Source organism: Kaistia sp. SLG-1, assembly GCF_059699055.1.
This window is the reverse complement of the sequence record NZ_AP048544.1, coordinates 1411983-1424377: the sequence shown is the minus strand read 5'-3', so window position 1 is coordinate 1424377 and position 12395 is coordinate 1411983. Positions and strand designations below refer to the sequence as shown.

General features: G+C 67.9%; 9 protein-coding genes. All 9 read left to right on the top strand.

The window, feature by feature from the left end; all coding sequences use genetic code 11:
• Positions 1–2 precede the first annotated feature (2 nt).
• The 9 genes from AC6HZP_RS06295 to AC6HZP_RS06255 all read left to right on the top strand — a co-directional run bounded on the left by AC6HZP_RS06295 (position 3) and on the right by AC6HZP_RS06255 (position 12251).
• Positions 3–1010: an ABC transporter permease gene (locus AC6HZP_RS06295; RefSeq protein ID WP_497525846.1), complete on the top strand. Its 1008-nt coding sequence runs from the start codon at positions 3–5 to the stop codon at positions 1008–1010.
• Positions 1007–2944, top strand: coding sequence for a D-apionate lactonase family protein (locus tag AC6HZP_RS06290; RefSeq protein WP_497525845.1), 1938 nt, complete (start codon positions 1007–1009; stop codon positions 2942–2944). The genes AC6HZP_RS06295 and AC6HZP_RS06290 overlap by 4 nt, the downstream gene beginning before the upstream one ends.
• Positions 2941–3969 (top strand): Gfo/Idh/MocA family protein, encoded by a 1029-nt coding sequence (locus AC6HZP_RS06285; RefSeq protein ID WP_497525844.1) that lies wholly within the window; start codon positions 2941–2943, stop codon positions 3967–3969. Before AC6HZP_RS06290 ends, AC6HZP_RS06285 begins: the two co-directional genes overlap by 4 nt.
• An 80-nt stretch (positions 3970–4049) precedes the next feature.
• Positions 4050–5081, top strand: coding sequence for an aldo/keto reductase (locus AC6HZP_RS06280; RefSeq protein ID WP_497525843.1), 1032 nt, complete (start codon positions 4050–4052; stop codon positions 5079–5081).
• Positions 5082–5564: 483 nt separating this feature from the next.
• On the top strand, positions 5565–6980 hold the full coding sequence (locus AC6HZP_RS06275) for an LLM class flavin-dependent oxidoreductase (protein WP_497525842.1): 1416 nt from the start codon (positions 5565–5567) through the stop codon (positions 6978–6980).
• Between the two features lie 135 nt (positions 6981–7115).
• Positions 7116–8762 (top strand): ABC transporter substrate-binding protein, encoded by a 1647-nt coding sequence (locus AC6HZP_RS06270; RefSeq protein WP_497525841.1) that lies wholly within the window; start codon positions 7116–7118, stop codon positions 8760–8762.
• The gene (locus AC6HZP_RS06265) at positions 8759–9739 is read left to right on the top strand and encodes an ABC transporter permease (RefSeq protein ID WP_497525840.1); all 981 of its coding nucleotides are present in this window, start codon (positions 8759–8761) and stop codon (positions 9737–9739) included. The genes AC6HZP_RS06270 and AC6HZP_RS06265 overlap by 4 nt, the downstream gene beginning before the upstream one ends.
• A complete protein-coding gene (locus AC6HZP_RS06260; RefSeq protein ID WP_497525839.1) occupies positions 9736–10599 on the top strand; it encodes an ABC transporter permease in 864 nt (287 codons plus the stop codon). Before AC6HZP_RS06265 ends, AC6HZP_RS06260 begins: the two co-directional genes overlap by 4 nt.
• Positions 10596–12251, top strand: coding sequence for a dipeptide ABC transporter ATP-binding protein (locus AC6HZP_RS06255; protein WP_497525838.1), 1656 nt, complete (start codon positions 10596–10598; stop codon positions 12249–12251). The genes AC6HZP_RS06260 and AC6HZP_RS06255 overlap by 4 nt, the downstream gene beginning before the upstream one ends.
• The last annotated feature ends 144 nt before the right edge of the window (positions 12252–12395 follow it).

The following is a 12395-nucleotide window of genomic DNA, read 5'->3' as shown; positions in this document are numbered from 1 at the left end:
CCATGTCCAGCAACACCCTGACAACGACGCATCGCGCGCAGACCTTCGCCGTGCTCGGCCGGATCGCGCCGCTCATCTTCCTGCTGGCGCTGGTCGTGCTGTTCGCAGTCCTGCAGCCGCGGTTCCTCACGCCGCTCAACCTGTTCAACATCCTGCGGCAGGTGTCGATCTACGGCATCATCGCGGTCGGGATGACCTTCGTGATCCTGGCGCGCGGCATCGACCTGTCGGTCGGCGCGCTGGTGGCGATGTCCGGGCTGGTCGCGGCCGTGGTCGCCAAGGGCGGCATCGAGGGGCGGTTCCTGCTCAGCAGCGACGGCACCGGCTATGCGTGGCCGTTCGCCGTGCTCGCCGCCATGGCGGTCGGAACGGTTGCCGGATATTTGCAGGGCCTCGCGGTGGCGCGGCTCGCGGTTCCCGCCTTCGTCGTCACGCTCGGCGGCATGACGGTGTTTCGCGGCATCGCGCTGACGATCGGCAATGGCGGCCCCGTCTCGGGCTTCGACGAGGCTTTCGGCTGGTGGGGTCGCGGCATGATCGGCCCGATTCCGGTTCCGGTCATCCTCTTCGCCGTCGTGGCGCTGATCGCGCATTTCGTCCTGACCCAGACCCGCTTCGGCCGGGCGGTCTACGCGGTCGGATCCAATCCCGACGCCGCCCGGCTATCGGGCATCAACACGACGCGGGTTACGATCGCCGTCTATGCCGTCGTCGGCTTCTGCTCCGGCCTCGGCGGCTTCGTGCTCTCGTCGCGGCTGAACTCGGCCGAGGCGGTGGCCGGCACCGGCTACGAGCTGACGGCGATCGCCGCCGTCGTGATCGGCGGCACCAGCCTGCATGGCGGATCCGGCTCCATCATCGGCACCGTCATCGGCGCCCTCTTGACCGGCGTCCTTTTGAACGGTCTCGTCATCCTGAACGTCTCCCCCTACGTGCAGCAGATTCTGGTCGGCCTGATCATCGTCGCTGCCGTGGCCTTCGACAGCTTCGTGAAGAAACAGTCCCGATGAAGCCCAGCATCCTCCGTACCGGCACCGCGATCGAAGAGTCGCCGAAGCGGCTCCTGAAGGCCGGACCGCTTGAAGCCACCCTCGACGCCGGCGCACTGCGCTGGGTGCGATGGGACAATGTGGAAATCCTGCGGGGCCTCAGCTTCCTGGTGCGCACGCCCGGCTGGGGCACGCCGTCGCCCGCGATCTCGGACCTCGAGATCGACGAGCAGGCGACCGGCTTCGTCGTCCGCTACGACGCCTATTTTGGCGAAGCGGGCAAGGGCGTGCTGGCGCGGATCCGCCTCGAAGGGCGGGCGAGCGGTCATCTCGAGGCCTCGGCCGAGATCCACGCCGATGCGCCGTTCAGCACCAACCGGACGGGTTTCGTCATCCTCCATCCGCTGCTGGGCTTTGCCGGCACGGAGGTCGAGGTCGAGCACGCATCCTCGGGCGCGAGAAAGCTGGTCATCCCGCTGCCGATCAGCCCGGGCCAGCCGGTGATGGACATACGGGCGATCGCGCATTCGCCGCGCGCAGGGCTCCGCGTCTCCACGCAATTCGAGGGCGACGTGTTCGAGATGGAGGATCACCGCAACTGGTCCGACGCGTCGTTCAAGACCTATAGCCGCCCCATCGGCCTGCCCTATCCCTACCTTCTCGAGCCAAACGCTCCGGTCCGCCAATCGGTGACGATCGCGATCACCGATGCGGGCCTCGGCGGAACGGTCGCGGATTCCGTCACCGTTCCCGCGCTCGACGTGCAGGTCCTGCCGGGCTACGCGCTGCCGCTCGACCGCCTGGACGATGCGACCGAGGCGCTGCGCTTCGCCGATGCGCTGGCCGAGCTGAAGCCCGCCCGCATCCTGCTCCGCCATGATTTTGCCCGCGGCGACACGACGGCGGCTTCAGGCGATCTCGCCGAACTGTTGCGGCGGACCGGGGCATCGCTGGAAGTTCAAGCGATCCTCGGCGGCGCCGATGCCGCCGCGGCCGGAGCCGAACTGGCGCGGCTGGCGGCGGATCTGAAGGCTGCCGGGATCGCCGTTTCCCACATCGCGGCCTTCGCCAAGATCGACGAGCAGTCGTTCCAGCCGGGCGAGGCGCGCCCGCCGCATCTCGGCGAAGCGGAGCTTTCCGCGGCGCTCGCCGCCGCTTTCCCGGAAAGCCGGCGCGGCGGCGGCTCGCCCGCCTTCTTCACCGAGTTCAATCGCAAGCGGCCGACGCCGGCGTTCGCCGACTATCTCACCTTCGCGACGACGCCCGTCGTGCACGCGGCCGACGACGCGTCGGTTGCGGAAACGCTGCAATCCCTCCCGCACATCCTGCATTCGGCCACGGCGCTCGCGGACGGCCGGCCCCTGGCCGTTGGGCCTGTCGGCATCGGCGCGCGGCTCAACCCCTATGGCCCCGGGCCGAGCGACAACCAGCCGGAGGAACGCACCGGCATGGCGGCAAGGGACCCGCGCCAGCGCGGCCTGTTCGCCGCCGCCTGGCATGTCGGCTATCTCGCCCGGCTCGCGCCGTGGGGCATTGAACGCTTCGCCTTCGGCGCCGCCACCGGCCCGTTCGGGCTCGTCGCATCGCGCCAGCCCTATGAGCGCGAAGTCTGGGACACGTGGGCGGACGGAAGCGTCTATCCGCTCTACCACGTGGCGCGCTGGATCTCCGGCGCCGCCGGAGGGCGGGTGCTTTCGGCCTCGACGCAAGGCAACCTGGCGCAGGTGATCTGGGAGAAGGACGGCCGCAAGCGGGCGCTTTTCGCCAATCTCTCCGAGACGCCTGTTTCCGTCGAGCTGGATCAGGGCGTCGCCTCCGGCCGGCTGCTGGACGAAGACAGCCTGGAGACGGCGGCGCTGGGTCGCGAGGCGTTCTCCGCGCTTCAGCCGCTCGAAACAACGGTCCGCCTCGGCGCCTATGGCGTTCTCCACGTCGAATATGGAACTGCGACATGACGGAAACCCTCAAGGGGCTGCTGATCGGCTGTGGCTTTTTCGCCCGCAATCAACTCCATGCCTGGACGGAAACGGACGGCGCGGAAATCACAGCGGTCTGCGACCTCGATGCGGAGCGGGCCCGGGCCTATGCCGCCGAGTTCGGCATTCCCGCCTGGTACGACACGGCCGAGGTGCTCGCCTCCGGCGCGTTCGATTTCGTCGATATCTGCACCACGATGGAAACGCACGAGGCGCTCGTCGCCCTGGCGGTCCAGCATGGCGTGCCGGTGATCGTGCAGAAGCCGTTCGCGCCCGACATCGACACCTGCCGGCGCATCGTCGCCAACGCGGCTGCTGCCGGCGTGCCGGTGATGGTGCATGAGAACTTCCGGTTCCAGAAGATCTTCCGGCGCATCCGCGAGATCCTCGATAGCGGCGAGATCGGCGAGCTGACCTTCGGCCGCCTCTCCTGGCGCAACGCGATCGACGTCTATTCGAACCAGCCCTATCTGCTGAAGACCGAGCGCTTCATGATCATGGACGTGGGCATCCACATGCTGGATCTCGCCCGCTTCATGTTCGGCGACGCCGACGACGTGTCCTGCTTCACCCAATCGGTGAAGGAGGGACTGGCCGGGGAAGACGCCGCGACGATCCTGCTCCGCCACGACAACCGGGCGACCTCGATCGTCGACGTGAGCTACGCCTCGCACCGCTTCCCCAACCCCTTCCCCCAGACGCTCGGCGAGATCGAGGGCCGGAAGGGCTCCATCCAGATCCTCGAAGGCGAGGTGCTGCTGGTGCACGCGGACGGGCAGCAACGGCGCGAGACGATCGAGGCCGACGCGCGCGACTGGACGTCCGCGCCCTGGACGCAGATCCAGGACAGCGTGCCGCGCACGCAGCAGCACTTCATCGACGCGCTCCGCAGCGGCGGCGCCTTCGAGACCTCGGCCGAGGACAGCCTGAAGACCTATGCCCTGGCGGAGGCGGCCTACCGATCCGCCGAAAGCGGCCGCGTCGTCAGCGCGAGAGACCTCTAGGAAAAAATGCTCTAACGCTTTGCCCGGTCGCGCCCTCTCGGCGCGGCCCGCTACCCACCTCGCTCGCTCCAGGACAAGCCATGCAACCCGATACCCTCCGGCGCGTCGGCCAGACCGACCTCGAAATTCCCGTGCTCGGCCTTGGAACCTGCCCGCTCGGCGGCGTCTATGAAGCCATCGACGAGGCGACCGCGCGCGCGACCTTCGAGGCGGCGTGGAATGCCGGTCTCCGTCTCTACGACACCGCGCCCTGGTATGGCCTCGGGCAGGCCGAGCACCGGACCGGCCGCGCGCTCTACGAACACGACCGCGACAGCTATGTGCTGACCACGAAGGTCGGCCGGGTCCTGAAGGCGCCGCGCGACCGCGCATCCTTCACGCCGCCGAACTGGGCAGGCGCGCTGCCGTTCGAGCATCACCACGTCTTCACCTATGACGCCATCATGCGCTCCTATGAGGACAGCCTGCAGCGTCTCGGCATCAACCGGGTCGATGCGCTCTACATCCACGATCTCGATCGCGGCTACTTCCCGAGCGAGGAGGCGCTGAATGCGCGGCTTGACGATCTGGAAAAGGGCGGCTTTCGGGCCCTCGAAGAACTGAAGCGCAGCGGCGAGATCAAGGCCATCGGCGCCGGCATCAACGAGCGCGGCATGATCAACCGCTTCCTCGACCGCTTCGATCTCGACGTCTTCCTCGTCGCCTCGCGCTACACGCTGCTGGAGCACGACATCTATTTCGACGAAATCGCCCGCGTGCGCGAGCGCGGCGCCAGCCTGGTGGTCGGCGGCGTCTTCAATTCCGGCATCCTGGCGACTGGCGCCGTCGACGGCGCGAAATACGAATACGGCAAGGCCTCTCCCGCGGTCATCGAGCGCGTCCGCAGGCTGTCGGACGTGGCGCGCGCCCATGGCGTCGCCCTTCCGGCCGCGGCGCTGCAGTTCCCGCTCGCGGCGCCCCAGGTCTCGTCCATCATCTTCGGCGCGGTGAAGCCGTCCGAGATCGTGGCCAATGTCGATCACTTCACCGCCGTCATTCCGGACGCGTTCTGGTCGGACCTGCGCGGCGAGGGATTGGTGCACGCCGACGTACCGCTGCCGGTTTCTGCCTAACGCCGGCTCGTCATTCGAGATCGAGGCCTGGATGGATCGCTGAGATTCTGTGCAATTCTCAGAGCCCTCCAGGTCGATCCACCAGCTCCGTCATCATCCTGAGGTGCGTCGCGTCAGCGAAGCCTCGAAGGAGGATCCAGCGGAGCCCTGCAGCTTATGGGCGAAGCCAGGGCATTCCCTGGACCCTCCTTCGAGGCCCGGCTTCGCCGGGCACCTCAGGATGATGGTCGAGTTGCGGGAATGCGGTCCGGGATGACGGCCTCCGCCCGCGCCTGGATCGCCAGCAAGGCCAGACCCACCTGCCAGCCCGTCATAGCCTCCGCCGCATCTCCATCCCGCGCGAACCACGCGATCCGCCGTTGGAGCAGGCCTCCGATTGCGGAGGAAATTTCCATCGATCCCGCGAAGAAGGATAGCGCCTTCCTGTAACCGCCAGACCGCCACGGCTAGTCTCCTTCAACGAAATTTCGAAGGACATCCCCCGTGCCTCGTCATATTCGATTTAACGCCTTCGAGATGAACTGCGTCGGGCATCAGTCTCCCGGCTTGTGGGCGCATCCGGACGACCAGTCCTGGAGATACAAGGACGTAGAATACTGGTCCGATCTCGCTACAACTCTTGAGCGAGGAATTTTCGACAGCATCTTTATCGCCGACGTCATCGGCTATTACGATGTCTACAAGGGCGAGCTCGACGATGCATTGCGCCAAGGGGCGCAGATCCCGGTCAACGATCCGCTGCAGCTGGCGCTCCCGATCACCATGAACACCCGCCATATCGGCGTCGGCATCACGGCATCGACCTCATTCGAGCACCCCTACACCTTCGCCCGCCGCCTCTCGACCGCCGATCACCTGACCAAGGGCCGCGTCGCCTGGAACATCGTCACCTCCTATCTCGAAAGCGGCGCCAAGAATGTCGGCGAAGCCGGGCTGCGCCAGCACGACAATCGCTACGACGTGGCGGAGGAGTATCTGGAAGTTCTCTACAAGCTGCTCGAAGGCAGCTGGGAACAGGACGCCGTGGTCCGCGACCGCGAGCGCCGGATCTTCGCCGATCCCGCCAAGGTGCACGAGATCGGCCATGACGGAAAATACTTCAAGGTTCCCGGCTATCATTTGAGCGAGCCCTCGCCACAGCGCACGCCGCTCCTGTTCCAGGCCGGACAGTCCGAGGCGGGACGCCGCTTCGCCGCGCGCAACGCGGAATGCGTCTTCGTCGGCGCGCTGACCAAACCGTCGCTCAAGAGCTATGTCGCCGACATCCGCGCCCGCGCCGCCGCGGCCGGGCGCGATCCGCGCAAGCTCCTCGTCTACAATCTGATCACCGTCATCGTCGACGAGACCGACGCCAAGGCGCAGGCCAAGTTCGAGAAGCTGCAGGAATATGTCTCCTATGACGGCTCGCTCGTCTTCATGTCCGGCTGGACCGGCATCGACTTCGGCCAGTACGCGCCTACCGACCTGGTGCGGAAAGTCGAATCCGCCGGCCTGACGTCGCTGGTCGACTCGATCGAGCAGACCGGCCGTCCCTGGACGATCGAGGAACTGGCGCGCTGGGGCGGCATCGGCGGCGCCGGGCCGGTCTTCGTCGGCTCGGCCGAAACCGTCGCCGACATCCTGCAGGACTGGGTCGCGGAGACCGACGTCGACGGTTTCAACCTTTGCTATGCGATTACGCCCGGCACGTTCGAGGACATCGTCGCCCATCTCGTGCCCGAGCTGCAGCGCCGCGACGCCTATCCGACCCACTATGCCGAGGGCACGCTGCGCGAAAAACTCTTTGGCGAAGGCCCGCTCCTGCCGAACGACCACCCCGGTGCGCGCTATCGCGACATCGAGGCCGTGAAGCGGGCCGAAGCCGCCGCCCAGCAACGATCGGACGCCGAAGCCGCCTGATCGGCCCGGAAGACGGAAATGCCCCCGGTCGGCGGCCTGGCCCGTCGCAGGCCGGCACAGACCCGGATGCCCGCCCCCCCTTGACGGGGTGGCGTGGACTTTTGCCTGCCCTCCCCCGCAAAGGACGATTCCAGCATGAAACGCATTTCTCGCCGCGCTTCGGTTGCGCGCGGTTCCACGGCCATCGCCACGCTCTTTCTACTGGCCGGCGGCATTTCCCAGGCGGCGGCCGACGAGGCGTCGCCGGTCAAGGGCGGCACGCTGATCTACGCGACGGACCGCGAGCCCACCTGCCTCGATCCGCATGTCGACGGCGACATGCCACAGGTCTTCATCGCGCAGCAGTACACGGACTCGCTGGTCTCGCAGGACAAGCAGGGCCGGATCGGCCCGTGGCTCGCGAAGAGCTGGACCATCTCGCCGGACGGCAAGACCTACACCTTCAAGCTCCGCGACGACGTCACCTTCACCAATGGCGAGAAGTTCAATTCGGCCGCGCTGAAGGCGAACCTCGACCATATCAAGAACCCGGCGACGCAATCCTCGACCGCCGGCGGCTACATCCAGCAATATGTGAACACCGAGACGCCGGACGAATTCACCGCCGTCGTCCACCTCTCCAAGCCCTATGCGGCGTTCCTGGAGGTGCTGGCGCAAGGCTTCCTCGGCATCCAGGCGCCGGCGGCGCTGGCGCGCGAGCGCAACGTCAACTGCGAGAGCCCGATCGGCTCCGGTCCGTTCAAGGTGGTGAAGTGGGACCGCCAGAGCGAAATCATCCTGGAGCGCAATCCCGACTACAACTGGGCGCCGCCGACCGCCGACCATCAGGGCCCGGCCTATCTCGACAAGATCGTCTGGAAGATCATTCCCGAGCCCTCGGTCCGCTACGCGTCGCTGGCGAGCGGCGACGTCGACGTGATCGAGGCCGTGCCGCCGGAATCGGAGGCCGAGGCCGAGCAGAACGCGGACCTGAAGCTCATCGTCGCCGATCGCCCCGGCAATCCGACCAATGGCAACATCAACATCACGCGCGCGCCGTTCGACGACATCCGCGTCCGCGAGGCGTTCATCCGCTCGGCCGATATCCCGGCCGCGCTCGACAGCGTCTTCTTCGGCCGCTACCACCGCGCGCCGGGTCCGCTCAGCGCCGTGACGCCGTTCGCGACGGCCGACTTCCAGCATCTCTACGACCACGATCCCGAGCGTGCCAACAAGCTGCTCGACGAGGCCGGCTGGAGCGAGCGCGACGGCTCCGGCATCCGCACCAAGGACGGCAAGAAGCTCACCGTCCACATCCCGCTCGGCGACTTCCAGGGCCCGGCCGACCGCTCGCTCTGGGAACAGATCCAGGCGACGGCCGGCGAGGTCGGCTTCGACGTCCAGCTGGAGTCGGTCGGCTTCTCGGAGTGGCTCGATCGCGACTCGCGCTGGGACTATGACGTGATCGGCGCCTACTGGAACACCAACACCGCCGACGTGCTGCGCATCGTGCTGAGCTCCGAATTCATCGGCGCGGCGGGCTCCGGCGGCTACCACCAGAACGGCACCGGCTTCAAGAATCCGGAGTTCGACGCGACGGTCGCAAAGGCGCTGGAGACGCAGGACGAGGCGCCGCGCCGCGACCTCTACTACCAGGCGCAGAAGATCGTCGCCTCCAACTTCCTGCAGCTCCTGACCTATCCGCAGAGCACGCGCCTCGGCGTCTACAAGACCGCGCATGGCGTCCGGCTCGAACCGTCGCTGTCGGTGACGACGCTCTATGACGCCTGGGTCAGCAAATGACCGCGGGCGTCCTGGCTCTCCCATCCGGTGACGGCCTGCGACGCATCGGCCAGCGCGTGGCGATCCGCGCGCTGGTCGGAATCCTCGTGCTGCTGGCGTCGGCGACCGTGACCTTCTTCGCGCTGAAGCTGACGCCGGGCGATCCCGTCCGCGCCGTGCTGGGCGGCCCGACCGCCAACCCCAGCCCCGAGACGATCGCCGCGACGATCCGCGAGCTCGGCCTCGACCGGCCGCTGCACGTCCAGTACGGCCTCTATCTGCAGCGGCTGGTCACCGGCAATCTCGGCGTCTCCTTCTCGCAGCGCTTGCCGGTCGTCCGCGTCATCGCGGAGCAGATCGGCCCGACGTTGCAACTGACGGCGTCGGCGCTGGTCGTGGCCTGGGCCCTGGCGCTTGCCTCCGTCATCGGCACGACCCGCCGCAACCGGGTGCTCAGCGCCCTTGGTTCCGGCCTCGAGGCGGTGGCGGCGGCGCTGCCGCAGTTCTGGCTGGCGCTGGTCCTGCTCGCGGTGTTCGCCTTCGGGCTCAAGTGGTTTCCGCCGCAGAGCCGCGACGGCTTCGCCGGCCTCGTCCTGCCGACGCTGGCGCTCGCCATCCCGCTCGCCGGCTTCCTGGCGCAGGTGACGCGGGAATCGCTCGAACTGGCGCTCGACCAGCCCTTCATCCTGTCGGCGCGGACGCGCGGCCTGTCCGACCTCGCGGTGCGGCTGCGCCATGCGCTCCGCCATGCCGTCCTCCCCGGCATCAGCCTTTCGGCCTGGGCGGTCGGGTCGCTGATCGGCAATGCCGTGCTGGTCGAGGTGATCTTCTCGCGCCAGGGTCTCGGCCGCGTCCTCTATCAGGCCGTTTCGCGCCAGGACATGCCGCTGACGATCGGCGTCACGCTGGTGGTGACCATCGTCTACATCCTCGCCAGCACCGTCGCCGACCTGCTGTTCGTCCTCGTCGATCCCCGTATCAAGGCAGCCACGCGATGAGCTTTTCCGACGCTTTATCGATCCGTCCCGGCGCCTGGCGATTTCCGGCCATCCGGCTGCCTCCGCTGGGGGCCATCCTCGCCAGCCTCTTCCTGGTCGCGTTGGCGCTCGCCGCCATCGAGCCCAGGCTCTTCACCGCCGCCAATCCGCTGGCGATTGCGCCGCGCGAGGCCTTCCAGCCGCCGAGCTGGGCCCACTTCTTCGGCACGGACCAATCCGGCCGGGACATCTTCACCCGCGTGATCTACGGAGCCCGGCAATCCCTGCTGCTCGGCATCGGCGCCGTGGCGCTGTCGATGAGCCTCGCGATCGTCCTCGGGCTGATCGGCGGACTGGGCGGGCGCTTCGCCGAACGCGCCGTGTCATGGCTGCTCGACGTGCTGTTCTCCTTTCCGACGCTGGTGCTGGCGCTTCTGTTCGCGGCGCAGCTCGGCAGCGGCATCGGGCCGCTGATCATCGCGACCGGCATCGGCACCGCGCCGGGTTATGCCCGTATGGTGCTCGGCCAGGTCATCACGGCCCGCAACGCCGGCTATGTCGAGGCGGCCCGCGCGCTCGGCCATCCGCCGCTCCGTACCATCGCGCGGCAGATCCTGCCCAACGCCATGCGGCCGCTGATCGTCGCCATCACCATGGGGATCGGCCAGGCGATCGTCTGGTCCTCGGCGCTCTCCTTCCTCGGCCTCGGCGCCAAGCCGCCGGCAGCCGAATGGGGAACCATGCTCGCCATGGGCCGCGACTTCGTCCAGCGCGCCTGGTGGCTGACCTTCTTCCCCGGCCTCTTCATCGTGCTGACCACGCTCGCCACCACGGTCTTCGGCCGCTATCTGCAGCGCCGGCTGGAAGGACGCGGCGCATGACCGGCCACTCCCTCACCGTCGAAAACCTCTCGGTCGAGCTCGGCCATGGCGCGAGCCGCCGGCGGGTCGTCCATGACGTTTCCTTCACCGTCGAGCCCGGCAAGGCGGTGGCGCTGGTCGGCGAATCCGGTTCCGGCAAGAGCGTCACGGCGCGCACGCTGGTCGGACTGGCCGGGGCCGGCGCCGGCATATCGGCGACACGGCTGCACTATGGCGACACCGACCTCCGCTCGCTGAGCGACCGGCAATGGCGCCAGTTGCGCGGCAAGGATATCGGCTTCGTGCTGCAGGATGCGCTGGTCTCGCTCGATCCGCTCCGCGCCGTCGGCGACGAACTGATCGAGGCGCTCTCGGCGCATGGCTGGGGTACGCGCGAGACCCGACGCCAGCGGATGCTGGAACTGCTCGATCTCGTCGGCATTCCGGAGCCGCATTTGCGCGCCCGGCAGCGGCCCGACCAGCTCTCCGGCGGCCTGCGCCAGCGCGCCCTGATCGCCACCGCGCTGGCGCTCGACCCGGCCATCGTCATCGCCGACGAGCCGACCACGGCACTCGACACCACCGTGCAGGCGCAGATCCTGAACGTGCTGGAGGCGGTGAAGCAGCGGGGCAAGGGTCTGCTGATCATCAGCCACGACCTCGCCGTCGTCTCGCGGATCGCCGACGAGGTGGTGGTGATGCATCAGGGCGAGGTGGTCGAGCAGGGCCCGACCGATATCGTGCTTGGCCAGCCGTCGCACGCTTATACGCGCCTGCTGCTCGGTTCGGTGCCCGGCGCGCGGCCGCACCGGACGCGGGTTCCCGCCAATGCCGGAGCGCCGGCCCCGGTCGTCCTGGAAGCGTCGAAGCTGTCCAAGACCTATGTCGGTCCGGACCGTCGCGATCGCCGCGTCGTCGACGACGTCAGCTTCTCGCTTCGCGCCGGCCAGACCCTCGGCATCGTCGGCGAATCCGGCTCCGGCAAGACAACCGCCGCGCGGATCGCGCTCGGCCTGGTCGGGCCGGATGGCGGCGAGGTGCGCTTCGACGGGCAGCCTTGGAACGGCGCCGGCAAGGAGGCCGTGTCTGAACGCGCGCGGCGGCCGCAACGGCCGCGCTTCAGCGTGATCTACCAGGATCCGCTCAGCTCCTTCGATCCCCGCTGGAATGTCGGACGGATCCTCTCCGACGCGCTCGACGCCGGCGGCCTGCCCCGCGGCCAACAGGCCGAGCGGATCGCGTCGCTCCTGGAAAAGGTGCGGCTTTCGCCCGACTACGCCGGGCGGTGGCCGCTGCAGCTCTCCGGCGGGCAGCGCCAGCGCATCGCGATCGCCCGCGCCATCGCCTCGAACCCCAAGGTGATCGTCTGCGACGAACCGGTTTCGGCACTGGACGTGTCCGTCCAGGCGCAAGTCCTCGATCTCCTGCGCGAATTGCAGGACGAGCTCGGCGTCTCCTACCTGTTCATCTCGCACGACCTCGGCGTCATCCGCGAGATCAGCGACGAGGTTCTGGTGATGCTGGACGGCAAGGTCGTCGAGCGCGGCGCGACGGAAGCGCTGTTCGCCAATCCCCAGCACGCGTTCACCCGCCGCCTACTGGCCTCGGCGCCGCATCTCCCCAAACTCGATGCGCAGACGCGCGCAAGCGAGCTCGAACCGCCGGCGGTGTAGATCCGCTGCGAGGCACCGCGAAGATCCAGAAATGATATTTCCCGCTTGTCGGCCGGGGCGAAATAGCATGTGCCTTTCGCTTGATATTTCAGCGCGTTACGGCGTTACGGCCGCCCGCCAAACTCCATAAGCTGGCGACCGTTT

What these genes read in the sequence shown, in the direction of transcription:
- AC6HZP_RS06295 (WP_497525846.1), top strand. Translation starts at nt 3, where the DNA reads ATGTCCAGCAACACCCTGACAACGACGCATCGCGCGCAGACCTTCGCC.
- AC6HZP_RS06290 (WP_497525845.1), top strand. Translation starts at nt 1,007, where the DNA reads ATGAAGCCCAGCATCCTCCGTACCGGCACCGCGATCGAAGAGTCGCCG.
- AC6HZP_RS06285 (WP_497525844.1), top strand. Translation starts at nt 2,941, where the DNA reads ATGACGGAAACCCTCAAGGGGCTGCTGATCGGCTGTGGCTTTTTCGCC.
- AC6HZP_RS06280 (WP_497525843.1), top strand. Translation starts at nt 4,050, where the DNA reads ATGCAACCCGATACCCTCCGGCGCGTCGGCCAGACCGACCTCGAAATT.
- AC6HZP_RS06270 (WP_497525841.1), top strand. Translation starts at nt 7,116, where the DNA reads ATGAAACGCATTTCTCGCCGCGCTTCGGTTGCGCGCGGTTCCACGGCC.
- AC6HZP_RS06265 (WP_497525840.1), top strand. Translation starts at nt 8,759, where the DNA reads ATGACCGCGGGCGTCCTGGCTCTCCCATCCGGTGACGGCCTGCGACGC.
- AC6HZP_RS06260 (WP_497525839.1), top strand. Translation starts at nt 9,736, where the DNA reads ATGAGCTTTTCCGACGCTTTATCGATCCGTCCCGGCGCCTGGCGATTT.
- AC6HZP_RS06255 (WP_497525838.1), top strand. Translation starts at nt 10,596, where the DNA reads ATGACCGGCCACTCCCTCACCGTCGAAAACCTCTCGGTCGAGCTCGGC.